The 24,152-nt window shown below is 70.2% G+C and carries 21 protein-coding genes; 5 read left to right on the top strand and 16 right to left on the bottom strand.

Features of this window, described 5'->3' with window-relative positions:
• The first annotated feature begins 15 nt into the window (after window positions 1–15).
• Together HDG69_RS11435 and HDG69_RS11430 are read left to right on the top strand one after the other, a co-directional pair.
• The gene (locus HDG69_RS11435; protein WP_171783889.1) at window positions 16–2,574 is read left to right on the top strand and encodes a glycosyl hydrolase family 95 catalytic domain-containing protein; all 2,559 of its coding nucleotides are present in this window, start codon (window positions 16–18) and stop codon (window positions 2,572–2,574) included.
• Window positions 2,575–2,577: 3 nt separating this feature from the next.
• Complete coding sequence (locus tag HDG69_RS11430; RefSeq protein WP_171783888.1) at window positions 2,578–3,591, top strand: LacI family DNA-binding transcriptional regulator; 1,014 nt, start codon at window positions 2,578–2,580, stop codon at window positions 3,589–3,591.
• An 11-nt stretch (window positions 3,592–3,602) separates the two neighbouring features.
• Here the strand turns inward: HDG69_RS11430 and HDG69_RS11425 are convergent, their stop codons facing one another.
• The 4 genes from HDG69_RS11425 to HDG69_RS11410 form a co-directional block, all read right to left on the bottom strand.
• A complete protein-coding gene (locus HDG69_RS11425; RefSeq protein WP_171783887.1) occupies window positions 3,603–4,283 on the bottom strand; it encodes a hypothetical protein in 681 nt (226 codons plus the stop codon).
• 6 nt (window positions 4,284–4,289) lie between these two features.
• Window positions 4,290–5,216 carry a carbohydrate ABC transporter permease gene (locus HDG69_RS11420; protein ID WP_171783886.1) on the bottom strand — a complete coding sequence of 309 codons (927 nt, stop codon included), beginning with the start codon at window positions 5,214–5,216 and terminating at the stop codon, window positions 4,290–4,292.
• Complete coding sequence (locus tag HDG69_RS11415; RefSeq protein ID WP_171783885.1) at window positions 5,210–6,238, bottom strand: ABC transporter permease; 1,029 nt, start codon at window positions 6,236–6,238, stop codon at window positions 5,210–5,212. The genes HDG69_RS11420 and HDG69_RS11415 overlap by 7 nt, the downstream gene beginning before the upstream one ends.
• Window positions 6,239–6,320: 82 nt before the next feature.
• Window positions 6,321–8,021 (bottom strand): ABC transporter substrate-binding protein, encoded by a 1,701-nt coding sequence (locus HDG69_RS11410; RefSeq protein WP_171783884.1) that lies wholly within the window; start codon window positions 8,019–8,021, stop codon window positions 6,321–6,323.
• A gap of 280 nt (window positions 8,022–8,301) precedes the next feature.
• On the opposite strand from HDG69_RS11410, the gene HDG69_RS11405 reads away from it, so the two are divergent.
• The 3 genes from HDG69_RS11405 to HDG69_RS11395 are packed head-to-tail and all read left to right on the top strand — an operon-like array spanning window position 8,302 to window position 12,072.
• A complete protein-coding gene (locus tag HDG69_RS11405; RefSeq protein WP_343036396.1) occupies window positions 8,302–9,312 on the top strand; it encodes an ABC transporter permease subunit in 1,011 nt (336 codons plus the stop codon).
• Between the two features lie 42 nt (window positions 9,313–9,354).
• Window positions 9,355–10,284 carry a carbohydrate ABC transporter permease gene (locus HDG69_RS11400; protein ID WP_343036395.1) on the top strand — a complete coding sequence of 310 codons (930 nt, stop codon included), beginning with the start codon at window positions 9,355–9,357 and terminating at the stop codon, window positions 10,282–10,284.
• Between the two features lie 30 nt (window positions 10,285–10,314).
• Window positions 10,315–12,072 carry an extracellular solute-binding protein gene (locus tag HDG69_RS11395; protein WP_171783882.1) on the top strand — a complete coding sequence of 586 codons (1,758 nt, stop codon included), beginning with the start codon at window positions 10,315–10,317 and terminating at the stop codon, window positions 12,070–12,072.
• Between the two features lie 123 nt (window positions 12,073–12,195).
• Here HDG69_RS11395 and HDG69_RS11390 read toward each other — a convergent pair whose 3' ends face one another.
• From HDG69_RS11390 to HDG69_RS11335, 12 genes are all read right to left on the bottom strand, one after another.
• Window positions 12,196–12,843, bottom strand: coding sequence for a YesL family protein (locus tag HDG69_RS11390; RefSeq protein WP_171783881.1), 648 nt, complete (start codon window positions 12,841–12,843; stop codon window positions 12,196–12,198).
• Complete coding sequence (locus HDG69_RS11385) at window positions 12,840–15,356, bottom strand: glycoside hydrolase family 3 C-terminal domain-containing protein (protein WP_171783880.1); 2,517 nt, start codon at window positions 15,354–15,356, stop codon at window positions 12,840–12,842. The genes HDG69_RS11390 and HDG69_RS11385 overlap by 4 nt, the downstream gene beginning before the upstream one ends.
• Before the next feature lie 111 nt (window positions 15,357–15,467).
• Complete coding sequence (locus HDG69_RS11380) at window positions 15,468–16,739, bottom strand: N-acetylglucosamine-6-phosphate deacetylase (RefSeq protein WP_171783879.1); 1,272 nt, start codon at window positions 16,737–16,739, stop codon at window positions 15,468–15,470.
• A gap of 61 nt (window positions 16,740–16,800) precedes the next feature.
• Complete coding sequence (nucS, locus tag HDG69_RS11375; RefSeq protein ID WP_171783878.1) at window positions 16,801–17,496, bottom strand: endonuclease NucS; 696 nt, start codon at window positions 17,494–17,496, stop codon at window positions 16,801–16,803.
• Between the two features lie 24 nt (window positions 17,497–17,520).
• Complete coding sequence (locus tag HDG69_RS11370) at window positions 17,521–17,937, bottom strand: DUF2550 family protein (protein WP_171783877.1); 417 nt, start codon at window positions 17,935–17,937, stop codon at window positions 17,521–17,523.
• 12 nt (window positions 17,938–17,949) lie between these two features.
• Window positions 17,950–18,237, bottom strand: a complete 288-nt coding sequence (locus HDG69_RS11365) for a F0F1 ATP synthase subunit epsilon (RefSeq protein ID WP_171783876.1) — start codon at window positions 18,235–18,237, stop codon at window positions 17,950–17,952.
• 97 nt (window positions 18,238–18,334) lie between these two features.
• Window positions 18,335–19,819, bottom strand: coding sequence for a F0F1 ATP synthase subunit beta (gene atpD, locus HDG69_RS11360; protein WP_171783875.1), 1,485 nt, complete (start codon window positions 19,817–19,819; stop codon window positions 18,335–18,337).
• Between the two features lie 61 nt (window positions 19,820–19,880).
• Window positions 19,881–20,780: a F0F1 ATP synthase subunit gamma gene (locus tag HDG69_RS11355; protein WP_171783874.1), complete on the bottom strand. Its 900-nt coding sequence runs from the start codon at window positions 20,778–20,780 to the stop codon at window positions 19,881–19,883.
• 4 nt (window positions 20,781–20,784) lie between these two features.
• Entirely contained in the window at window positions 20,785–22,413 is a 1,629-nt protein-coding gene (gene atpA, locus HDG69_RS11350; RefSeq protein ID WP_171783873.1) for a F0F1 ATP synthase subunit alpha, read from the bottom strand.
• 79 nt (window positions 22,414–22,492) lie between these two features.
• Entirely contained in the window at window positions 22,493–23,308 is an 816-nt protein-coding gene (locus tag HDG69_RS11345) for a F0F1 ATP synthase subunit delta (protein ID WP_171783872.1), read from the bottom strand.
• On the bottom strand, window positions 23,308–23,889 hold the full coding sequence (locus tag HDG69_RS11340) for a F0F1 ATP synthase subunit B (protein ID WP_171783871.1): 582 nt from the start codon (window positions 23,887–23,889) through the stop codon (window positions 23,308–23,310). The genes HDG69_RS11345 and HDG69_RS11340 overlap by 1 nt, the downstream gene beginning before the upstream one ends.
• Window positions 23,889–24,098: an ATP synthase F0 subunit C gene (locus HDG69_RS11335; protein ID WP_171783870.1), complete on the bottom strand. Its 210-nt coding sequence runs from the start codon at window positions 24,096–24,098 to the stop codon at window positions 23,889–23,891. The genes HDG69_RS11340 and HDG69_RS11335 overlap by 1 nt, the downstream gene beginning before the upstream one ends.
• Between the last annotated feature and the right edge of the window lie 54 nt (window positions 24,099–24,152).

Genomic DNA, 24,152 nt, shown 5'->3' with positions numbered 1-24,152 from the left:
CGCTAGCCTGCTTCCATGCCGGAAGTCCAGCACCCGGGGCACGGCCCCGAGCACGACGACGTGCCCAGCAGCCCGACCCGACCCCGGGCCGACCGGTACGCGACATCCGGCCGCTCGACGGCCACGGACGGGGCCGCGACCGACGGCACGGACCGGCACCACCTCCGTGCGGAGCACGTGCTTCACGACGACCGGCCCGCGTCGAAATGGATCGAAGCGTTTCCGGTCGGTAACGGTTTCCGTGGCGCCCTGTGCGCCGGGCGTCCCGGCACCGAGCGGCTCTGGCTCAACGACTCCTCCGCCTGGTCGGGCGTGCCCGGCGCCGACCCGCTCGCCGGCGTGGCCGCGCGCGGTCCCGAGCACCTCGCCACGGCCCGCCGTGCCCTCGACGACGGGGACGTCCGCCGCGCGGAGGCGCTGCTCGCCCGGACGCAGAGCCTGTGGGCGCAGGCGTACCTCCCGCTCGCCACGGCCGAGATCACCGTGCAGCCCGCGGAGCCACGGCCGTCCGCGCCACCGCAGGACGAACGGCTGACCCGGCGAGAGCTCGACCTGCGCACGGCGACCGCTCGTCACACCTGGGTCTCCGCCTCCACGGGCGAGGTCACCCAGGAGACCTGGGCCGACGCCCGCGGCGGGCCGATCGTCCACGTCGTCCGCGCCGACCGGCCCGTCGAGGTGTCCGTCGCGCTGACCAGCCTCCTGCTCGCTGCAGGCGGCGACGCCGAGGACGACGGTGGACGCACGCTCGGGGGCCGCCCGGTCGGCGGTCCGCCCGGTCTCGAGGCCACCTGGCACCTGCCGGTCGACGTCGCTCCCGGCCACGAGGAAGTCGCCGACCCGGTCCGCTACGACACCGACCGCGGACGGACCGGTCGCGTCACCGTGACGGCCCTGGACGATCCCGGCGCCGGGGTGCGGGACGGGACCTTGCGCACCTCCGCCCGTCGGGAGCACGTGCTGCTCGTGGACACCACGACCGAGCCCCTCCCCCGGAGCCGACCGGACCACGCCGACCCCCGCGCGACGGCGACGGAGAACCTGGCGACCCGGCGCCGGGAGCACGAGTCCGCCCACCGGGAGCTGTACGAGCGCTTCGAGCTGCGCCTGCCCGCGGCCGACGGCGCCGCCGAGCTGACCACCGAGGCACGGATCGCGGCCGCCGCTGCACGTCCCGACCCCGGGCTGGTCGCTCTCACCGCCCACTACGGCCGCTACCTGCTCCTGTGCTCCTCCCGCCCGGGCGGGTCCCCCGCCACCCTGCAGGGCATCTGGAACACCGAGCTGCCCGCACCGTGGTCGAGCGCCTACACCACCAACATCAACCTGCAGATGGCCTACTGGCTCACCGAGGTCACCGGGCTCGGCGAGTGCCATGAACCCCTGCTGCAGCTCGTCGTCGACCTCGCCGCCGGCCCGGGAGCCGTCGTCGCACGCGAGCTCTACGGCATCGACGGCTGGGCCTGCCACCACAACTCCGACGTGTGGGGGCACGCAGCGCCCGTGGGCGCCGGGCACGGCGACGCCTGCTGGTCGGCGTGGCCCTGGGGCGGGGTCTGGCTCGCCGACCACCTCGTCGAGCGGCACCGCTTCCGGCCCGACCCCGAGTTCCTGCGCACCGTCGTCCGGCCCGTGCTGCGCGGAGCGGCGCAGTTCGTCCTCGGCTGGGTGCGAACGTCCGACGACGGCGGCCCGCTGCGTGCCTGGACCGCCCCCTCCACCTCGCCCGAGAACCACTTCGTGGCCGACGACGGCGCACCTGCCGCCGTGACGACGTCGGCCACCATGGACGTGGCCCTGGTGCGCCGTCTCGCTGCGTCGTGCCGGGCGGTCGCCCGCGAGCTGGGCGACGAGGACGACTGGGTCGAGCGGCTCGAGGCCGTGGCCGCCGCGCTGCCGGACCCCCGGGTCGACCACCGCGGCGCGGTGGCCGAGTGGGCCACCGACCTGCCCGAGGCCGAACCCGAGCACCGGCACCTGTCCCACCTGATCGGGCTGTACCCCTTCGACCAGATCGACCCCACGAGCACCCCGGAGCTCGCCCGCGCCGCAGCCCGCACCCTCGAGCGACGAGGGCCGGAGAGCACCGGATGGTCGCTGGCCTGGCGGATGGCCCTGTGGGCTCGGCTCGGTGAGGCGGAGCGCGCGGCCGAGCAGGTCCGCCTCGCGCTGCGACCCGCGATCAGCGGCTCCGGCGAGCGGGGCGGGACGTACCCCAACCTGTTCAGCGCGCACCCGCCCTACCAGATGGACGGCAACTGCGGACTGACCGCGGGCGTCGCCGAGATGCTGCTGCAGTCCCACCGGACCAGCGACGGGGCCGTGAGGCTCGACCTGCTGCCGGCGCTGCCCGGCGGTTGGCCGACGGGACGGGTGCGCGGCCTGCGCGGCCGCGGAGGCGTCGTCGTCGACCTCGCGTGGCACGACGGGCGTCTCACCGCAGCGACCCTGACCGCTGGGCGAGACCTGGACGTCGTCGTCGCACGCCCGGACGGTCCTCCCGAGACGAGACACCTGGCGCGGGGCGCTAGCGTGAGCCTGACCTCGTCCCCCGTCACCACCCAGAGGAGCTGAGCCATGGCCACCATCGAGGACGTCGCGCGTGCCGCCGGCGTGTCGTCGTCCACGGTGTCGTACGTGCTGTCGCAGAAGCGCTCGATCTCGGCGCCGACCCGCCGACGGGTCGAGCAGGCGATCGCCGACCTCGGCTACCGACCGCACATGGGCGCCCGGGCGCTGGCCTCCCGGCGCACGCACGTCATCGGGCTCATGGCACCGCTGCGCTCCGGCGTCGACGTCTCCGTCATCATGCAGTTCGTCACCGGGGTGGTCACGCGGGCCCGGGACTTCGAGCACGACGTGCTGCTGCTCACCCAGGACGACGTGACCGGGGTCGAACGGGTGGCAGCCGGTTCCATGGTCGACGCGATCGTCGTCATGGACGTCGAGGCGGACGACGAGCGCATCCCCCTGCTCGGCACCGTGAAGCAGCCGGCCGTGCTCATCGGACTGCCCCGCGACGCCGGTGGACTGAGCTGCGTGGACCTCGACTTCGAGGCGACCGGGCGGCTCGCTGCCCGTCACCTGGCGCAGACGGGCCACCGCGACGTGGTGCTCATCGGGTCCCCGCCCGAGGTCATGGCCCGGCACACGTCGTACGCCGACCGAGTGTTCCGCGGGTTCACCGCCGAGTGCGCGCAGAGCTCCCTGACCGGCGTGGTGCAGGCGTGCGGGTCGACGCCCGACGCCGCGCGCAGCGCCGTCGACGCCGTGCTCGACCAGGCCCCCGACACCACCGGCTTCGTGGTCCACAACGAGAGGGCGCTGCCGCACGTCCTCGCGCACCTGCGGGAACGGGGCCGCGACGTCGGCCGCGACACCGCCGTCGTCGCCGTGTGCCCGCACGACATCGCCCTGTCGCAGCACGTGCCGATGACGAGCATCGACATCCCCGGAGAGGTGATCGGCGCGGTGGCCGTGGAGATGGCGATGGCACGGCTCGAGAACGCCCGACCGTCGGAGACCCGGCTGCTCGCGCCGGTGCTCACCGAACGCGGCAGCTCAGCCCAAGGACCGGGCACCCCGGGCTGAGGCGTCCGGCCTCAGGCTCGGACCGTGAACCGCACGCGGACGTCCCGGACGGTCGGCCGCGAGGAGACCTCGAGCAGGGCGACGAACGCCCAGGCACAGAACAGCAGGAGCGCCTCCGTGCCCAGGCGGACCACCCCGACCGCGACGACGAGCAGCGACACGTGGGCGAGCGTGACCCGCCAGGACGAGAAGAGCTCGGCGGCGGCGATCCGGGCGGCGTCCCTCGTGCGGAACGCGAAGAACGTCGTCACGATCAGCATCTGCCCGGACCAGAGCGGCAGCAGCACGGCCACGACGATCGACAGCCCCCGCACGAGCTCGGCCCCCGGGACCACGTCGGCGAGCGCGACGTTTGCCCCGAGCACCCCGCCGACCGCGAGCGTCGGCACCCACCACCTCAGCACGTCGCCCACGTTGCGCCGGCACCCGCGGACGAAGAGCAGGAACGCCGAGGCGTCGGCGTCCTGCTGCCACCCGCGGACAGCCCAGAGCCCGGCCGAGAGCGCCGGCGCCACCGGCAGCAGCGCGAGCACCTGGAACGGCACGGTGGACGACCCCTGGCCGAGCAGCACGATCACCACCAGGGTGGGGGCGCACGTCACCACCAGGCACAGGCCGAGCACGGTGTAGCGGAACACCGCTCCCGCGATCTGCGAGAGCGGTCCGCTGCCGTGCTCGGCCGGGGTCCTCATCGCGGCTCAGCCCTTGACCGAACCGAGCATGATGCCCGAGACGAAGTAGCGCTGCACGAAGGGGTAGACGCACAGGATCGGGATGATCGTCAGGATGATCGTCACCTCGCGGATGTTCGCGCTGAGGAGCTCGGTGCTCATCCCCGACAGCGCGGCGCCCTCGGAGGTCGCCGACGACGCACCGGCGATGAGGTTGCGGATGTACAGCGTGACCGGGAAGAGCTCCTGGCGATCGAGGTACAGGAAGGCCGCGAACCAGTCGTTCCAGAAGAACACCGAGTAGAAGAGGATCATCGTCGCGATGACCGCCTTCGACAGCGGGAGGACGATCCGGCCGAAGATGCCGAACCATCCGAGCCCGTCGATCGCCGCCGCCTCCTCGAGCTCCTGGGGCTGGTTCTCGAAGAACGACTTCATGATCAGCAGGTTGAAGACGTTGATCGCCCCGGGCAGCACGATCGCCCACATCGTGTTCGTCATCCCCAACGACGAGATGAGGACGTAGTTGGGGATCAGCCCGCCGTTGAAGAACATGGTGAACACGGCGATCCCGACGAGCAGCCCGCGACCACGCAGGTGCGGCTTGGCGATGACGTACGCGAACGTCGTCGTCAGGATCATGGCGATGGTGGTTCCCACCACGGTGTACACCACGGTGTTCCGGTAGTTCGTCCAGAACATCGAGTTCTGCGCCACGGCGCTGTACGTGTCGGTGTTGAACCCGACCGGCCAGAAGCTCACCATGCCTGCCCGGATCGCCGCCGGGTCGGACAGCGACTGGGCGACGATCGTGACGAACGGGTAGAGCATCATCAGCGAGATCAGGACGAGCAGCGTGAGGTTCACCCTCGTGAACACGCGGTAGCCCCTGCTGTCACGCGGCCCGACGGCGCCGTGCGTCGTCGGCGCGCTCAAGATGTCTTTGGTCACCATAGACTCGTCCCCACCAGTCGACGCGCGACGAGGTTCGCCCCCAGGACCATCACGAGGCCGATGATGGCCTGGAACAGTCCGATCGCTGCGGCATAGCTGAAGTTGTTGGCCACCAGACCCACGCGGTACAGGTACGTGGAGATCACGTCCGCGGTGGCGTAGGTCAGCGGGTTGTAGAGCAGCAGCACCTTCTCGAACCCGACGTTGAGGAACGTGCCCACGTTGAGGATGAGCAGGGTCACCATCATCGGCCGGATCCCCGGCAGCGTGACGTGCCATGTCTGCCGCCACCGGTTGGCGCCGTCGATGACGGCGGCCTCGTAGAGCTGCTGGTCGATCGTGGTCAGCGCCGCGAGGTACAGGATCGTGCCCCAGCCGACGGTCTGCCAGATCTCCGAGGTGACGTAGATCGTCCGGAACCACTCGGCCCGCTGCAGGAACGCGATCGGTTCACCCCCGAAGGCACCGATGATCTGGTTCACCGTGCCCTCGAGCGACAGCAGCTGCATGACCATCCCGGCGACGATGACGATCGACAGGAAGTGTGGCAGGTACGTGATCGACTGGATCGTGCGCTTGAAGGCCCGTTTGCGGACCTCGTTGAGCATGAGAGCCAGCACGATCGGCAGCGGGAAGACGATGACCAGGGAGAGCCCGCCGAGGATCGCCGTGTTCCAGAAGACCTGCCAGAAGGTCGGGTCGGCGATGAACATGTCGATGTAGCGCAGGCCGACCCACTCGTCACCGAAGATCGACCCTCCGGGGCGGAACCTCCGGAAGGCGATGACGTTCCCGAGCATCGGGACGTACCGGAAGATCAGCAGGAAGACGACCGGCAGCAGTGCCATCGCGTACAGCGGCCAGTCGCGGCGCAACGCGGTGCGCCAGGGGACCTTGGCGGACCGGCGACGCACCGCGATCTGCTGACCGGGCCCGGCCCCCGGCGGTGACGCCGGGGCGACCGCAGAGCTCGGCACCACGCCGACCTTCTCCCCGCCGCCCCGCGCTGGGATGACGCTCATGCGAACTCCTTCGTCGGGCCCCGGGACGGGCCGGGACGCACAGGGCGTCCGACCCGTCCCGGGACCGATCGATCGGCGACGGTCAGGAACCCTGGTTCTCGGCGAACCGGTCCTTGGCCTCGTTGATGAGCTCGACGTAGGCCGGCAGCCCCTGGCCGTCGAGCTGGGTGACGAAGTCGTCCCACTCGCTCATGTCCCGCTGGCCCAGGATGAACTGCAGCGTGGCGGTGTCGACCGTGTCCTTCAGAGGAGTCGCCATGAGCGACGCCCGCTCGAGCTCGTCCTCCGTCAGGGGCGCGGGCGGGAAGGGCTCGCGGGGAGTCCGCGTGGACGTCACGACGTCGAGGTAGTCGACGAACTGCTCCGGGTTGTACGACTCCTTGAGGCTCCGGGACTCGGTGGAACCGGCCAGGACGTCGTTCGCCCAGCCGAGGTCCGCCTTGATGTCGATGGAACCCTCGTCGGTGTTGATGTTGTACGACTCGTACTTGTACTCCGGGTTGAGCGTGATCGTCCCGTCGGCGTCCTTGGTGTAGGTCTCCCCCTCGATGCCCCACTGCAGCATCTCGCGGGCGTCCTGGTTGTAGTAGAGCCAGTCGGCGAACTGGATGTACGTGCACAGGTCGGGGTCGTCCGCGGCCTCGGACGTGATCATGAAGCCGTTCCAGAAGTTCCGCGGCTCGACGACGGCGCCGGCGTCGCCGCCGGGGGGCGGCAGCTGGACGATCTCGAACTCGGCGTCGGGCTGGGCAGCCTTCAGCGCCGAGCCGAACTCCTGCACCGTGCCGGCCGCCCCGGACGCCGCGAACACGACCTCGTTGGCGAACTTCTCCTGGACGGTGCCCATGCCGTCGTTCTGCTCGGTGAACGACTCCGTGTCGAGCAGCCCGTCCTCGACCAGGCCGTGGAAGTACTCCACCATGTTCTTGTAGCCCTCGGTGGTGGGCGCGTACTCGAAGGCGTCGGTCTGCTCGTCGTAGAACATGCCGTTGCCGAAGCCCCAGCCCGCGACGGTGCCGAACGCGTGGGCGGCGTAGTTGAGCATCGACTGTCCCTCGAACCCGTCCGCGAGCGGACGGCTGTCGGGGTAGGCCTCCTTGATCAGCCGCAGACCCTCGCGCAGCTCGTCCCACGTGTCCGGGACGGGAGCGCCGACCTCGTCGAAGACGTCCTTGCGGATCAGGAGCGTGAAGACCGGGACGGACACCTCTTGCAGGCCGGGGGTCATGTAGTACTTGCCGTCGGCCTGGCGCAGGTTCTCGACCATCTCGCCGAGCTCCCACTCCTCGACGTACTTCTGGAAGTTCGGCATGTACTCGGCGTAGTCGCTCAGGGGCAGGACCGCCCCCGACGCCGCGTACTGCTGCTCGTCCCCGGTGTAGATGAGAGGGACCAGGGGTGGCGCGTCGCCGGCGCTGATCAGCAGACCCCGCTTCTCCTCGGCGTCGCTGAAGGGGATGTTCGTCGTCTCGAGCCGCACGTTGGTGCGGTTCTCGATCTCGTCGAAGATCTGCCACGAGTCCTTGATCGGGTAGTCCGGCCAGTCCGTCCACAGGATCCCGAGCGAGGTGGCCTCGGCTGCGGTGAACTGCGCGTCCGCCTCGCTGTCCTGCGCACACTCGAGAGCCACCGTGTCACCGTCACCGTCACGGTCACCGCCGCCGTCGCCCCCCGTGCTGCCGCTGCTGCACGCCGCCAGCACCAGCGCTGCCGATGTCATGGCAGCCGTCCCGGCGGCCAGCCGCCGGTTGCGCCCGGTCCGCCCCGCGTGTCGTCTGGTCATGGCTCTCTCCCTCGAGTCCGCCCGGCGCCGTCGCCGGGAGTGCCGCGTCCGTCCCTGCATCCGGTGCAAAGGGCCGAAAACGATTTACGTTGATCGATAAACTTCCACAGCCGAAAGCGTCGGTCAAGACGGCCAGATCACATCTTGGTCACGACTGCTGCCCCCGCGCGGCCGATCGCCGGTGGACATCGTTGCGCTGGAACGGTTCCCGGTGGTACTAATGTCGAAGCGCTTCGACGAACGGTCGTCCTCGCGCCGAACCATCACGAGGGAGTGACAGGTGAGCCTGACCCAGGGAACGCCGACGACGGCGGAGGCCAACGCTGCGGCGCCCGCGAAGCTCCGCCCCGCGCCGGACCCGCGGCGTCGGCGCGGCTCGCGGGAGGTCAGGAGCGCGCAGTCCTCGAAGACGCTCTTCCTGATGATCCTGCCGTTCCTGGTGCTGATCTTCCTCTTCTCGTACCTCCCGCTCGCCGGCTGGGTCACCGCCTTCTACGACTACCGCCCCGCCCTCGGGATGTCCGGCAGCGAGTTCGTCGGGTTCCAGTGGTTCGAGATGCTGGTGTCCTCCCCGACGCAGATGCAGCAGATCGGGCAGGTGCTGACGAACACCCTCGCGATGAGCTTCCTGGGATTCGCGACGTCCCTGCTGCCCGTGTTCTTCGCGATGCTGCTCAACGAGATCAGGGCCCCTTGGTTCCGCAACAGCGTCCAGACGCTGACAACGCTGCCGAACTTCATCTCGTGGGTGCTCGTCTACATGATCGCGTTCTCGCTGTTCTCCACCTCGGGGCTGGTGAACTCGGTCCTGCACGACTCGGGACTCATCACCACGCCCATCAAGTTCCTCGACACCGATCAGCACGTGTGGCTGGCGATGCTCCTGTGGAGCCTGTGGAAAGGCCTCGGGTGGGGGGCGATCCTCTACCTCGCCGCGATCGCGGCGATCGACCCCGCCCTGTACGAGTCGGCGCGGATCGACGGCGCCGGCCGCTTCCAGATCATGCGGTACATCACCTTCCCGCACCTGATGCCCACCTACGTGGTCCTCCTGGTGCTGTCCATCGCCAACATGCTCAACAACGGCATGGAGCAGTACTACGTCTTCCAGAACGCGTTCAACAAGGAGTACATCCAGGTGCTGGACCTGTACGTCTACAACATCGGGATCACGGGGAACAGCCTGTCGATGGCCACGGCCATCGGCATGCTCAAGAGCCTGATATCGGTCCTGCTGCTCGTGGCGGCCAACGCCGTCGCCAAGCGTGCCCGTGGCACGTCGATCATCTGAGGAGGGCGTCAAGACATGGTGACGACACCGTCTCCCCTGCCGGTGAGGAAGCCTCGCAAGAGCACTCCCCCGAGCTCGCAGCGGACGCGGGGGGACATCCCGTTCGCGATCGTGAACTACACCGGGTTCCTCCTCATGGCGCTGCTGTGCGCCTACCCGTTCTACTACCTCATCATCAACTCGGTCAGCGCCAACGACGCGAGCGCACTGGGTGATGTCCGGCTGCTCCCCCAGGGCCTCCACCTGTCCAACTACGAGCAGATCGCCGGGCTGCAGGGGTTGTCGAGCGCCGCGATCGTCTCCGTGGCACGGACGGTGATCGGGACGGTCTGCACCGTCCTCGCCTCGGCGTTCCTCGGGTTCATGTTCACCCAGGAACGCATGTGGAAGCGCTCCCTGTGGTACCGCCTGACGATCTTCACGATGTACTTCAGCGCCGGGCTCATCCCCATGTACATCACGATGAAGACGCTCGGGCTGACGAACTCGTTCTGGGTCTACATCATCCCGTTGATCGTCCAGCCCTTCAACATCATCCTCGTCAAGACCTACGTCGAGGCGATGCCACGGTCCCTGCAGGAGGCGGCGGAGATCGACGGCGCCGGCACGTTCCGGACGTTCTTCCGGATCATCCTGCCCAACATGACACCGATCCTCGCGACGGTGGCGATCTTCACCGCGGTCACGCAGTGGAACTCCTTCCAGGACACGCTGCTCTACGTCACCGACCAGAGCCTGTACTCGCTGCAGTACCTGCTCTACACCTACACCAACCAGGCGAGCAGCCTGGCGCAGGCCGCTCAGAACGCGCAGGGAAACCTCGGCTCCATCGTGTCGGCAGCGACCTCCCAGACGCCGACGTCGATACGGATGACCGTCGCCGTGATCGTGGTGCTGCCGATCATCTTCATCTATCCGCTCTTCCAACGGTATTTCGTCAAGGGCATCATGCTCGGCGCGGTCAAGGGCTGACCGCGCGCCAACGCAACACGAAGGGGTGTCATGAAGTCGAGAAAGGCAGCGGCGATCCTGGTCGCACCACTGGTCGGGGCTCTCTCCCTGACCGCCTGCTCCGGGCCGGGAGGTGAGAACGAGTCCACCGAGGCGGTGAGCATCGACCAGGACTGGTCGCAGGCCGACCCCATCACGGTCGACGTCTTCTCCGGGCTGGCCAACTACATGGGGATCCAGTCCGGGTGGTTCGGCAAGATCGTCGAGGACAAGTTCAACATGGAGCTCAACATCATCGCTCCCAACGTCGCCGGCGGGGGTGACACGCTGTACAACACCCGCGTCTCGGGCGGCGACCTGGGCGACCTCGTCATCGTCGACAAGGGCCAGCAGATGGACGAGCTCATCCAGGGCGGGCTCCTGCTCGACGCGTCGCGCTACTACGAGTCGATGGAGAACGTCGCCCCGTTCGACCCTGCGGTCGAGAAGCTCAACGAGGGCTCCGACGGCGTCTACGGGTTCCCCACGGCGGTCTCGACCCTGCTGCCCACCGAGCCGTCCGAGGGCCTCGAGCCCACGTTCGGCGCCTACCTGCGGTGGGACCTCTACGGTGAGATCGGCTACCCGGACGTCTCGACGCTCGAGGACCTCCTGCCCGTCCTGCAGGAGATGCAGCGGGCGCAGCCGGAGGCCGAGAACGGCCAGCCGACCTATGCGATCTCGCTCTTCGGGGACTGGGACGGCAACATGATGGTCACCGCCAAGCAGCCCGCCACGCTCTACGGGTACGACGAGCTCGGATTCGTCCTGGCAGCGGCCGACGGCTCCGACTACCAGAGCATCATCGACTCCGACTCGGAGTACGTCCGCGCGCTGAGGTTCTACTTCGACGCCAACCAGATGGGCCTCGTCGACCCCGAGTCGACCACGCAGAACTACGACACGATGTTCTCCAAGTACCAGAACGGGCAGGTGCTCCTCGCCTGGTGGCCCTGGCTCGGCCAGTCCGCGTACAACACCGAGGAGCGCATGGCCGAGGGCAAGGGATTCGAGCTCCTCCCCCTGGACGACCAGAAGGTCTTCTCCTACGGTGCCGAGGTCTACGGTGGTCAGCAGATCCTGGGCATCGGGTCCGGCGCGGAGGACCCCGAGCGCCTCGCGGCGTTCATCGACTGGCTGTACTCGCCCGAGGGTGTCATGGCCAACTCCTCGCAGACCATGGGCTCCGCCGGCCCGGAGGGCCTGACCTGGGAGCTCGGCGACGACGGCGAGCCGGCGCTGACCGACTTCGGCCGGCAGGTCTTCCTCGAGGGCGGCGCCGACGTGCCCGCCGAGTGGGGTGGCGGCGCCTACGAGGACGGCGTGTCGGCGCTCAACATCAACACCGTCCTGCCCAAGGACGTGAACCCGGAGATCGACTCCCCCTACAGCTACACCTACTGGCCGAGCTACCAGGAGTCGGTGGCGAACCCGCTCACCGAGGACTGGAGCTCTCGCGTGGGTGGTGCGACGACCGCCATGGAGTACCTCGAGACCGCCGGCGAGCTGATCGTCGCACCGGGCGCGAGCTACGTCGCACCCCCGGACGGCAGCGAGATCGAGGCGAACCGCAACCAGGCCAAGGCCGCCATCATCGAGCACTCCTGGAAGATGGTCTTCGCCAAGGACGAGGCCGAGTTCGAGAGCCTGCTCACCTCGATGCAGAACACCGCCAACGGTCTCGGCTACGAGGCCGTCCTCGAGTTCGACATGGCCAACGCCCAGGCACAGAACGAGTCCCGCGAGGCCGTCGCGGCAGAGTTCGGGTGAGCTGCGCCGTCGTCCGCTGAACCGGACACCGCGAGGCGGCATCGCACGGAGGGCCTGGGCACCGGTGCCCAGGCCCTCCGTCGTGCACCGCCCCGCGCCGTGGACGTCGGTGACGTCGCCCGATCACTGCCCCGAGTGCGGGCTGATCGGCTCCAGCTCGGAGGGGTCGGCCTGCCGCCGGCGGAAGACGTCGTGCAGCACGAGAGCACTGACGTAGGCACCGACGGAGAACCCGATCGTCGCCACGACGACGACGGCCTGCGGCATCACGAACACCAGGCATCCCGCCGTGACCGGCAGGAGCACGAGCCCCATGGTCCGGGCCGGCTCCACGAGGGGCAGCAGGACGGCGTTGTGCAGAGTGCGGCGCAAGGGGGCGTCGAACCAGGCGACCAGCGCGAACCCGTACAGCAGGGCCGCTGCACCGAGCAGCGAGCCGAGCGCGGCGAGCAGGCCGGCCACCGCCGTCACCACCCCGTCCATGGTCAGCCAGAACACGGCGCTGAAGGCCAGCATCGCGGTGGGAACGCCCAGGAGGAGCTGGACGAGGGTGGCTCTCCACCAGGTCTTCCGCAGGGCACGGAAGTACCCGCGGATCAGGTCGCCCCGCTCCTCGTCCGCGTACCGCAACGTCACCTCGTACAGCGCGCTGGTGGCCGCGCCGATCGTCACGAGCGGCAGGCACGTCACGATGTACAGGACGTTGAGGACCACGAACAGGACGAACGTCGTGATCCCCTGGGCGTTGCGGCCCTCCGGGTCGATCCTCATCGCACCGGCTCCACGACGCTCAGCTCGGCCCGCGCGGGCAGCTCGACGCTCGACGCCCCGGCGGCGAGCAGGTAGGTCCCGCGCTGGACCTCCAGGGCCCCGTCGAGCTGTCCGGGGCCTGCGGCGCGCCAGACGGCGAGGCGAGCGACGTCGACCGGCACCTCGACCACCCTCTCCTGCGCCGGCTCGATCCGGACCCGCCGGAACCCCAGCAGCAACCGCACCGGCGTCGGCTCCGGCACGTCCGGGCAGCCCAGCGAGTAGACCTGGACGAGCTCCTCCGCCGGGCGCGCCCCGTCGTTGCGCACGCGCACCCGCGCGGTGACGACGCTCGGGGACTCGAGGTCCTCGGGGTGCAGCGGTGGGTGGGCCCGGGTGGCGGCCGGGGCCTCGACGACGCTCGCCGAGAGCGCCAGTCCGTCGTAGGCCACGTCCCCGTAGGTCAGACCGTGCCCGAACGGGAACGCCGGCCTCCCGGGGTCCGTCGACGGCAGGTGACGGTACGTCACCTGCTGCTCGCGGACGTCGTAGTCGAAGAGGTCACCGGCCTGCTCCGGCCGGGCCGGCCAGGTCTGCGCCAGCCGCCCCGTCGGCTCCACGGCGCCGACCAGGACGTCGGCGACGCCGTGGCCCAGCTCCTGGCCACCGTGGCTGCTCCAGACGACCGTCTCGGCGCGCCCGGCCACGGGACCGAGGACGTACGGGTAGCTCGAGACGAGGGCGAGCACGGCACGAGGGTTGGCCTCGACGGCCGCCTGCCAGATCTCGACGGCGGCGTCGGGCAGGAACAGGTCGGGTCGGTCCTGCGTCTCGCGCCCGTTGAGGTGCGGGTCGTTCCCGACGGCGACGACGACGGCGTCGCACCGGGACGCGGCGTCCGCCACCACGGCCGTGCCGGACTCCAGCAGACGGGGGACGAACCGGTCGGCGTCCACGGTGGTGACGCCTTCGGCGCACAGCACGCCGGTCCCCCGCTGGGTGCGCAGCCACCGGCCCGACCCGAGGTGCAGCAGCGACCAGGTGCCGTCGGGGTGGACGTGCCGCCGGAAGGCCTCCTGGGCCACCCAGCCGCCGACGCGTTCGGCGTCGGCGCGCACGGGCCACGACCCGCCGGTGAGCAGTCGACCGGTGCGCCGCGACCGCAGGGTGAGCACGCCGTCGCCCCAGTCGGTGACCTCGAACAGGCAGCTCTGCTCCACCTCGACCCCGTCGGCGACCACACGGTCGCCGCTCCCGGAGACCGTCACGTAGCGTGCTGCGCCGACCGAACGCAGCGCGACGACGTCGGCACCGGACGCCTCCACCACGGAGGACGCCCCGAAGCGCTCCCGCAGGGCGTCCGCGACGCCGACGCCGTACGGCGGCGTGCCGGAGTACCAGTCGGTGAGCACGGCGCCGGCGAGCGGGCCCACGACGGCCACGGATCCCGTGGGAGCCAGGGGCAGGAGCCCCGCGTCGTTGCGCAGCACCACCACGGACCGGGTCGCGGCCTCGCGGGCGAGGGACCGGTGCTCCGGCAGGTCGATCGCGTCCGCGTCGACGGTGGCGTACGGGTCGTCGTCGCCGTCGAGCTCGCCGGTGAGCACCCGCAGCTCGAGCAGCCGGAGGACGGCGCGGTCGACGTCCTCCCTGCTCATCAACCCCCGTGCCAGCGCCTCCTCGGCCCGCGCGATCGTCGGGGCGGGGTCGGCGTCGTCGTCGGTGAAGGAGTCCACACCGGCGCGCAGCACGGCCGCGTTGCCGCTCGCACGGTCCGGGAACGCGTGCTGCACGGTGACGACGAAGGTCGGGGCCGCTGCGTCGGAGACCACGGCGAGCGACCGGTCCGTCCAGGACCTCAGCTCCGCGAGCAGGTCCGCCCGCAGGTGCGCCGGCACCTCGTCGACCTTGTTGTAGGCGAGCATCACGGCCGCGACCGCGCCCGAGACGACCGGCTCGCGGAACGCGGGGAGCTCCTCCTCGTGCAGGGTCCGCGCGCTCAGGTCGGAGCTGGTGGAGGACCGGTCGGTCTCGTTGTTGTACGCCAGGAAGTGCTTCAGCGTCGGGGCGGTCTTCCAGACCCGGTCGTGGTCACCGCGCAGCCCCCGGCAGTAGGCCGTGGCCAGGTGGGCGGTGAGGTGCGGGTCCTCGGAGTAGCCCTCCTCGTTCCTGCCCCATCCCGGGTGGCGCAGGGTGTTGACGACGGGCGCCCACACGTTGAGGCTGACCGTCGGGTCGGCCGCGTGCTTCGCCCGCACCTCCGTGGCCACCGCGTCGCCGATGCGCCGCAGCAGGTCCGGGTCCCAGGTCGTGGCGAGGCCGACGGGCTGGGGGAACACGGTGGCCCGGCCGAGCCAGGCGACGCCGTGCAGGGCCTCGCAGCCCGTGTGGAAGGCGGCGAGGCCCAGCCGGTCGACGGCGGGCATGCGCTGGTGCAGCATCGCCACGCGCTCGTCGGGGGTCAGCCGGGAGAGCAGGTCGCGGGCACGCTCCGGTGCCGGCAGCCGGTGGTCGCGGAACGGTGGCACGTCCATGGGTCTCCTCCAGCCGCAGCGGTGCGGCCTGATCGGTGTCTCGGCGCGTCGAAGCGCTTCGACGTACGCTACCGATGTCGGTGGGCTCCGGGCAACGTGCCGCGCGGCCGCTCAGACCCGCCGACCGCCGCGCCACACCTCGTGCACCACCAGGCCGCGATCGGTGACCACGAGGTCGGCCCGTCGGCCGGCGACGATGCCCCCGACGTCGTCGAGCCCCAGCACCCCTGCCGGCACCCACGACGCGCTGCGCACGGCGGCCACGAGCGGGACCCCCGCCGCGACGGTCGAGCGCACCACGTCGACGAGGTGCGCGGTGCCACCGGCGATGGGCCCGCCCTCGGGGTGCGCCGCGTCCACGACGCGTGCGACACCGTCCGTCACCGCGACGGACATCGGCCCGAGGTCGTAGGCCCCGTCCGACATCCCGGCAGCGGCCATCGCGTCCGTCACCAGCACCGTCTGGTCGACGCCGACGGTCTGCACCACGGTCCGCACCACGGCGGGATCGAGGTGGACGCCGTCGCCGATCAGCTCGACGACCAGGTCGCCACGACGGGCTGCCGCCAGGCAGGCCGGGATGGGTCCGGCGTCCCGGTGGTGGAGCGGCTTCATGGCGTTGAAGAGATGGGTCGCCGTCATCCTGCGTGAGGGCCCAGGAGCCGCGGCCAACGCCGCGACGACCTGCGCGATCAGCTCTTCTGCCTGGTCGGTGCTGGCGTCCGTGTGGCCGATCGAGGGGATCACCCCCGCCCGCACGAGGGCGTCAGCGACGCCACCCGGGCCGCGCACGCCCTCGACGTCCGGCGCGACGGTCATGGTGCGCAGGTGCCCGCGGGAGACCTCGACCAGCTCGCGCACGAGGGTCACGTCGCCCGTCAGCAGGTGGGCCGGGTCGTGCGCACCCCGTCGCTCCGGAGCGAGGAACGGGCCTTCGGCGTGGATGCCGGCGATCTCGCCGTCGTCGGCCAGGTCGGCCAGGAGCGCGGCACGTTCGAGGAGGACGGCACGGTCGGCCGTGACGAGGGACGCGAGCAGCGTGGTCGTTCCCTGGCTGCGGTGCTGCCGGACGGCGATCAACGCCTCGGCGTAGGTGGTGGCGTCCGGGAAGCTCGCGCCACCACCGCCGTGGTCGTGGAGGTCCACGAGCCCCGGGAGGACGTGGGTGCCGGGCGCGGGCTCCGGCGCAGCACGCACGGCGTCGCCGACACCCGCCGCGGGGGCGTCCTCGAGCGGGCCTGCCCAGACGATCCTGTCCCCGGCGACGACCACCGCGCCGTCAGGGACGAGAGCCGTCGGCGTGACGACGTCGCCCCGGACGGCGAAGACCTCGGGGGCGCTGGGAGCCTCCGGTGGCTCGGCAGGCGGTGCGGAGTGGGCCATGTGTCCATCCTGCACCACGAGCGAGCAATAACGAAGCTTGCCTCACAAAGTGAGGCGGTGGTCAGAAGAGACGTGACCCCGGGTCGTCGACGCCGCGCATCGCGTCGTAGTCCAGCACGAGGCAGCCGATCCCCCGGTCCGTCGCGAGCACCCTCGCCTGCGGCTTGATCTCCTGCGCGGCGAACACCCCGCGCACGGGTGCCAGCAGCGGGTCCCGGTTGAGCAGCTCCAGGTACCGCGTCAGCTGCTCCACACCGTCGATGTCACCCCGTCGCTTCAGCTCGACGGCGACCGTACCGCCGTCGCCGTCCCGGGCCAGGATGTCGACGGGACCGATCGCGGTCATGTACTCCCGGCGCACCAGGGTGTGCCCTGCTCCGAGCAGCTCGATCTGCGCGGCGAGCAGCTCCTGCAGATGAGCCTCCACACCGTCCTTCACCAGCCCCGGGTCGACGCCGAGATCGTGCGTGGAGTCGTGGTGCACCTCATGGAGCTCGATCTCGAGGCGATCGTCCGACTTCTGGTGCTGGACGGTCCAGACCTCGGTCACGCCGCGGTCGACGGCCGCCGGCTCCGGCTCCGCCACCGCCATCGAGCACGGCGGGCTCATCCAGTTCAACGGCTTGTACGAACCGCCGTCGGAGTGCAGCAGGACGCTCCCGTCGCTCTTGACGACCAGGAGCCGGACGGCGAGCGGGAGATGGGCGGTCAACCGGCCCGTGTACCGGGCCGAGCATCGAGCGACGACGAGTCGCACGGTCCTCCTTCGTGGGCTGGTCGGTCAGACGACGAGACCCCGTCGCCCTGGCGGAGCGGACTCGAGCCAGGACGCGAGACCCGCGTACGCGCCGGACGACATCGTCAGCTCGAAGTCGACGTCGTCGTACCGGCAGCGGACCAGGTACTGATCAACCTGACCGGCCTGGTCGAGCGGCGCGCGGCCCGTCACCGTCAGCCGGTCCCGGTGCCAGGTACGGGCGGGCCTGGGCGCGAGCGACCAGCAGCGCCACCAGTCGATCCTCCCGACCCCGTACTGGGCGATCCCTGCGGACCACGGTGCCTGAGGTCGCGCCGGTCGCGCACCGCACTGGAACGAGCCGACGCGGCGCGAGAGCGTCCGCAGGCGGGACGCCCCCAGTACCAGCACCAGGGCGAGCACCACCGCGACCGCGATGACGACCCCGAGCGCATACCCCACGAGAGCCCCGCCTCAGGCCAGGGAGCTCTCGCGGCCGGTGACCTCGGTGATCTCGTCGACGACGATCGTCACGACGTCGGCGTCCACCGAGACGAAGCCACCGCTGACCTGCGCCTCGACCGCCACCTGGCCAGGGGCCGTGGAGACCTTGACGATGCCGGGCCGCAGCACGGCGAGCAGCGGCGTGTGTCCGGCGAGGATGCCGATCTGACCGTCGGCGGACGGGGCGCTGACCTCACGCGCACCACCGGACCAGACCTTGCGGTCGGCAGCGACGAGATCGACGTTCAGCTCTGCCATGTCGGGCTCCAGAGTTCTTCAGTCAAGGGTGGGGCACCGTCCCGCCGGTCACCGAGGGTGCCGGCGGGACGGTGCGTGGGCGTCCGCGGACGGGACCTCAGGCCCCGTACTCCTTCTGGATCCTCGCCCAGTTGGCCTCGAGGTCCTCGAGGCCACCGATGTTGTAGAAGGCCTGCTCGGCGACGTGGTCGAACTCGCCCTCCGCGATCTTCTTGAAGGCCTCGACGGTCTCGCTCAGCGGCACCGTCGAACCCTCGACACCGGTGAACTTCTTCGCCATGTAGGTGTTCTGCGAGAGGAACTGCTGGATTCGGCGAGCACGCGCCACCAGCGTCTTGTCCTCCTCCGACAGCTCGTCGACACCGAGGATGGCGATGATGTCCTGCAGCTCCTTGTTCCGCTGCAGGATCTGCTTGACCGTCGTGGCGACGTCATAGTGCTCCTGCCCGACGTAACGCGGGTCGAGGATGCGGGACGTCGAGGTCAGCGGGTCGATCGCCGGGTACAGACCCTTCGAGGCGATCTCACGGGAGAGCTCCGTCGTCGCGTCCAGGTGGGCGAACGTCGTCGCCGGCGCCGGGTCGGTGTAGTCATCGGCCGGCACGTAGATCGCCTGCAGCGAGGTGATCGAGTGACCACGCGTCGAGGTGATGCGCTCCTGCAGGAGGCCCATCTCGTCCGCGAGGTTCGGCTGGTAGCCCACGGCCGACGGCATGCGGCCGAGCAGCGTGGAGACCTCGGAACCCGCCTGCGTGAAGCGGAAGATGTTGTCGATGAAGAGCAGCACGTCCTGCTTCTTCACGTCGCGGAAGTACTCCGCCATGGTGAGAGCGGACAGCGCGACCCGGAGACGGGTGCCCGGCGGCTCGTCCATCTGGCCGAAGACGAGGGCCGTCTTGTCGAAGACGCCCGCCTCGTCCATCTCGGCGATCAGGTCGTTGCCCTCACGAGTGCGCTCGCCGACACCGGCGAACACCGAGACGCCGCCGTGGTCCTGCGCGACGCGCTGGATCATCTCCTGGATGAGGACGGTCTTGCCGACGCCCGCACCACCGAAGAGACCGATCTTCCCGCCCTGCACGTACGGGGTCAGGAGGTCGATCGACTTGATGCCCGTCTCGAACATCTGGGTCTTCGACTCGAGCTGGTCGAAGGCCGGCGGCTTGCGGTGGATCGGCCAGCGCTCGGTGACCTCGAGCTTCTCGCCCTCGGCGAGGTTGAGCACGTCGCCGGTGACGTTGAAGACCTTGCCCTTGGTGACGTCACCGACGGGCACGGAGATCGGCTCGCCCGTGTCCGTGACCACGGCGCCGCGGACGAGGCCGTCGGTCGGCTTCAGCGCGATGGCGCGGATCAGCGAGTCGCCCAGGTGCTGAGCGGTCTCGAGGGTGAGGGTGAACTTCCCCTCGCCCTCGCCCTGGGCCGAGAGGTCCAGCTCGACGGTCAGGGCGTTGTAGATGTCGGGGATCGCGTCGTCGGGGAACTCGATGTCGACGACAGGGCCGATCACGCGCGCGACGCGGCCGGTCCCCGGCCCGGTCGGGCCCGCGCCGTGTGGTGCTTCCACGGTGGTGGCGGTCATTGCATGCCTCGCTTCGAAAGGTTCGGGTGTGAGTTCGTCGGTCGACGGCGTCGGACGGTGGTCACGACGCCGCGAGGGCGTCAGCACCCGAGACGATCTCGCTGATCTCCTGGGTGATGTCCGCCTGGCGGGCCTGGTTCGCCAGGCGTGTGTAGGTACGGATCAGGTCCTCGGCGTTGTCCGTCGCCGTGTGCATCGCGCGCTGGCGGGAGGCCAGCTCGGAGGCTGCGGCGTCGAGCATGAAGCTGAAGATCCGGCTCCGCACGTACCGCGGGAGCAGGGAGTCGAGCACCTGCTCCGGGGACGGCTCGAAGTCGTACAGCGGCAGCGCCTCGTCCTCGCCGGGCACCGCGACGCCCTCGACGACCTCGAGCGGCAGCATCCGCACGACGCGCGGCCGCTGGGTGACCATGTTGACGAACTGCGTGTAGACCACGTGGAGCTCGGCGACACCGCCCTCCGCCACCGGGGCCAGGAACGCACCGAGCAGCGTGTCGGCGATCTCCGTGGCGACGTCGGACTGCGGGTTGTCGGAGCCGTACGACCACTGCCCGGACAGCTCGCGCCCCCGGTAGCCGTAGTACGAGATCGCCCGACGCCCGGCGGCGTAGAGGGTGACCTCCTTGCCCTCGGCCGTGAGCTGGGCGACGAGGCGCTCCGACTCGCGGATGAGCGACGCCGAGTACGACCCGGCCATCCCCCGGTCCGACGCGATGACGAGCACCGCGGCACGGTTGGTGTCGTGCCGCTCGCTCGTCAGCGGGTGGTCTGTCGAGGTGTGGGTGGCCACGGCCGAGACGGCACGCGTGATCGCCCGCTCGTACGGCGCGGCCGCCGCGGTGCGACCCCGCGCCTTGCTGATGCGGGACGCCGCGATGAGCTCCTGCGCGCGGAACATCTTCTTCAGCGACTGCGTCGACTTGATCCGCTGCTTGTAGACGCGCTGGGATCCTCCGGCCATACGATCAGGCCTTCTTCTTCACGACGAGCTGCTCCTGCTCGACCTCGGACTCCGCCACCGCGTCCTCGCCGCCGACGAGCGGGGTGCCGTCGCCCTTGAGGAAGCCGTTGCGGAAGTCGTCCACCGCGGCCGCGAGGGCGTCCTCGGTCTCCTGCTCCAGCTTGCCCGACGCGACGATCGTCTCGAAGACGTCCGTGTTGCGGCGCAGGTGGTCGATGAGCTCGGACTCGAACCGCTTGACGTCCGGGACGGGGACGTCGTCGAGGCGGCCCTTCGTCCCGGCCCAGATCGACGCCACCTGCTCCTCGACCGGGTACGGGGTGTACTGGGGCTGCTTGAGCAGCTCCATGAGCACCGCACCACGGGCGAGCTGGCCGCGCGACGCGGCGTCGAGGTCGGACGCGAACATCGCGAAGGCCTCGAGCGACCGGTACTGCGCCAGCTCGAGCTTCAGCGTGCCGGAGACCTTCTTCATCGCCTTGACCTGCGCGTCACCACCGACTCGGGAGACGGAGATACCGACGTCGACCGCCGGACGCTGGTCGGCGTTGAAGAGGTCGGACTGCAGGAAGATCTGCCCGTCCGTGATGGAGATGACGTTGGTCGGGATGAAGGCGGACACGTCGTTCGCCTTGGTCTCGATGATCGGCAGACCGGTCATCGAGCCCGCTCCGAGCTCGTCCGAGAGCTTGGCGCAACGCTCGAGCAGACGGGAGTGCAGGTAGAACACGTCACCCGGGTAGGCCTCGCGGCCCGGCGGGCGGCGCAGCAGGAGCGAGACCGCACGGTAGGCGTCGGCCTGCTTCGACAGGTCGTCGAAGATGATCAGGACGTGCTTGCCGTCGTACATCCAGTGCTGGCCGATGGCCGAGCCGGTGTACGGCGCCAGGTACTTGAAGCCGGCAGGGTCGGACGCCGGGGCCGCCACGATCGTGGTGTAGTCCAGCGCGCCGGCCTCCTCGAGCGCGCCGCGCACCGAGGCGATCGTCGAACCCTTCTGGCCGATCGCGACGTAGATGCAGCGGACCTGCTTCGTCGGGTCGCCCGACTCCCAGTTGGCCTTCTGGTTGATGATCGTGTCGACCGCGATCGCCGTCTTGCCGGTCTGGCGGTCACCGATGATGAGCTGCCGCTGACCGCGGCCCACGGGGATCATCGAGTCGATCGCCTTGATGCCGGTCTGCAGCGGCTCGTGCACCGACTTGCGCTGCATCACGCCCGGCGCCTGCAGCTCGAGCGCACGGCGCCCGTCGGTCTCGATCTCGCCGAGTCCGTCGATGGGGTTGCCCAGCGGGTCGACGACGCGACCGAGGTACCCCTCACCGACCGGGACGGACAGGACCTCACCGGTGCGGCGGACCTCCTGGCCCTCCTCGATGCCGGTGAACTCGCCCAGGACGACGACACCGATCTCGCGCACGTCCAGGTTCAGCGCGAGGCCGAGCGTGCCGTCCTCGAAACGAAGCAGCTCGTTCGCCATCGCGCCGGGCAGGCCCTCGACACGGGCGATACCGTCGGCGGCGAAGGTGACGCGACCGACCTCCTCGGTCACCGCGCCCTCGGGCTCGTAGGACTTCACGAAGCTGTCCAGAGCGGCGCGGATCTCCTCCGGCCTGATCGTCAGCTCAGCCATTGCTCTTCTCCTGTCGTGGCCGCCGCAGCGACCGAACGTTCATCTGCGCCGACCGGTGGCCGGCTGGGCGTCGAATGGATCAGCCGGCCAGCCGGCGACGGGCGTCAGCCAGGCGGGACAGCACGGTGGAGTCGACGACGTCAGCGCCGACCTGGATACGCAGCCCACCCACGACGGCCGGGTCGACCGACACGTTGAGCTGCACGGGCCGGCCGTAGGCCCGCTCGAGGATCGCGCCGAGGCGCTGCTCCTGCGCCTCGGTCAGCACCGAGCCGCTGGTGACCGAGGCCACCAGGCGATGACGACGCTCCGCCGCCACCGACCCGTACCACGTGAGCGTCGGCACGAACCGGCGGCCACGCAGCGAGGTCGCCGCACGGCGGACGAGCACCAGCGTGACCTCGTCGACCTTGCCCTCGACCAGGGCGTCGGCCAGCGCCACCCGGCGGGCCGGCGCCGACGACTCGTCGGACAACGCCTGCTTGGCCTCACGCTGCCCCACCAGGGACCGCGTGAGGCGGAACAGCTCGTCCTCCACCGTCTCGAGGACGCCCCGCGACTCGGCCGCTGCGAGCGTCGCGTCCAGGGCGAGCCGTTCCACGGCGTCGACCAGGTCGGCGTCGTGCGACCAGCGCGACCGGGCCAGGCCCGACACGAGGTCGACGACACGCTCGTCGAAACGGCCGGCGAGCACGGCCGACACCACGCGAGCCTTGTCCTCGCCGTCCCGCGACGGATCCGCGAGCGAGCGGCGCAGCGCACCGGACCCGTCGAGCGCCGTCACCACGGCGAACAGCTGCTCGCCGAGTGCCAGGCCCTCGCCGGCCGCAGATCGCAGCACCGGCTCGAACCGCTCCTGAGCGGCGGCCAGCGATGCTCCGCTCGTTCCTCGCATCAGCCCTCCTTGACGCTCGTCGTCGCCGACTGGTCAGCCTCGAGCTCCTCGAGGAACCGGTCGACCACGCGTGACTGACGGGCACTGTCCTCGAGGGACTCGCCGACGATCTTCGACGCGAGCTCGGTGGCCAGCGTGCCGACCTCGGCCCGCAGCGAGACCGCCGCGGACTGGCGCTCGGCCTCGATCTGACGGTGAGCCGTCTCGATGATGCGCGACGCGTCCTCCGAGGCCTTCGTCTTCAGCTCCGCGACGATGGCCGTGCCCTCGGCACGAGCCTCCTCGCGGGTCTTCGACGCCTCGGCACGGGCCTCGGCGAGCTGCTGGTGGTACTCCGCCAGCGCAGCAGCGGCCTCTTCCTGGGCCTTGGCGGCCTGGGCGAGCCCGCCCTCGATCTTCGCGGTGCGCTCGTCCAGGACCGCCTGGAACTTCGGCAGCACCATCCGGTAGAAGACGACCGCGATGATGACCAGCACGACCGCGGACCAGAACCAGTCGTAGAACGGTGGGATGAACAGCTGCAGGGGGTCGTTCTCACCGCCCTCCGCGGCAAGGATGACCTGGTGATCCGCGGCGGGCATCAGAAGATGAAGCCCGCGACGAAGCCGAGCAGCGCGAGGATCTCGACGAAGGCAAGACCGATGAACATGGTCGTGCGGAGCTGGCCGGCGACCTCAGGCTGACGGGCCATGCCCTCGACGGTCTTGCCGATGAGGATACCGAGACCGATACCCGGGCCGATCGCCGCAATGCCGTAACCGATGGTGTTGATGCTGCCGTCGATGTCCACTGTGGTTCCTTCCGTTGGGCGCCGGACCGGGCGGTCCGGCGTCGTGACTTGCGT

This window comes from Isoptericola halotolerans (assembly GCF_013149785.1).
In the GTDB taxonomy this organism is placed as follows: Bacteria; Actinomycetota; Actinomycetes; order Actinomycetales; family Cellulomonadaceae; genus Isoptericola; species Isoptericola halotolerans.
This window is presented reverse-complemented; position numbering and strand designations above follow the sequence as displayed.

Coding starts and splice junctions, on each gene's coding strand:
- HDG69_RS11435 (WP_171783889.1), top strand. CDS start 16: ATGCCGGAAGTCCAGCACCCGGGGCACGGCCCCGAGCACGACGACGTG.
- HDG69_RS11430 (WP_171783888.1), top strand. CDS start 2,578: ATGGCCACCATCGAGGACGTCGCGCGTGCCGCCGGCGTGTCGTCGTCC.
- HDG69_RS11425 (WP_171783887.1), bottom strand. CDS start 4,283: ATGAGGACCCCGGCCGAGCACGGCAGCGGACCGCTCTCGCAGATCGCG.
- HDG69_RS11420 (WP_171783886.1), bottom strand. CDS start 5,216: ATGGTGACCAAAGACATCTTGAGCGCGCCGACGACGCACGGCGCCGTC.
- HDG69_RS11415 (WP_171783885.1), bottom strand. CDS start 6,238: ATGAGCGTCATCCCAGCGCGGGGCGGCGGGGAGAAGGTCGGCGTGGTG.
- HDG69_RS11410 (WP_171783884.1), bottom strand. CDS start 8,021: ATGACCAGACGACACGCGGGGCGGACCGGGCGCAACCGGCGGCTGGCC.
- HDG69_RS11395 (WP_171783882.1), top strand. CDS start 10,315: ATGAAGTCGAGAAAGGCAGCGGCGATCCTGGTCGCACCACTGGTCGGG.
- HDG69_RS11390 (WP_171783881.1), bottom strand. CDS start 12,843: ATGAGGATCGACCCGGAGGGCCGCAACGCCCAGGGGATCACGACGTTC.
- HDG69_RS11385 (WP_171783880.1), bottom strand. CDS start 15,356: ATGGACGTGCCACCGTTCCGCGACCACCGGCTGCCGGCACCGGAGCGT.
- HDG69_RS11380 (WP_171783879.1), bottom strand. CDS start 16,739: ATGGCCCACTCCGCACCGCCTGCCGAGCCACCGGAGGCTCCCAGCGCC.
- HDG69_RS11365 (WP_171783876.1), bottom strand. CDS start 18,237: ATGGCAGAGCTGAACGTCGATCTCGTCGCTGCCGACCGCAAGGTCTGG.
- atpD (WP_171783875.1), bottom strand. CDS start 19,819: ATGACCGCCACCACCGTGGAAGCACCACACGGCGCGGGCCCGACCGGG.
- HDG69_RS11355 (WP_171783874.1), bottom strand. CDS start 20,780: ATGGCCGGAGGATCCCAGCGCGTCTACAAGCAGCGGATCAAGTCGACG.
- atpA (WP_171783873.1), bottom strand. CDS start 22,413: ATGGCTGAGCTGACGATCAGGCCGGAGGAGATCCGCGCCGCTCTGGAC.
- HDG69_RS11345 (WP_171783872.1), bottom strand. CDS start 23,308: ATGCGAGGAACGAGCGGAGCATCGCTGGCCGCCGCTCAGGAGCGGTTC.
- HDG69_RS11340 (WP_171783871.1), bottom strand. CDS start 23,889: ATGCCCGCCGCGGATCACCAGGTCATCCTTGCCGCGGAGGGCGGTGAG.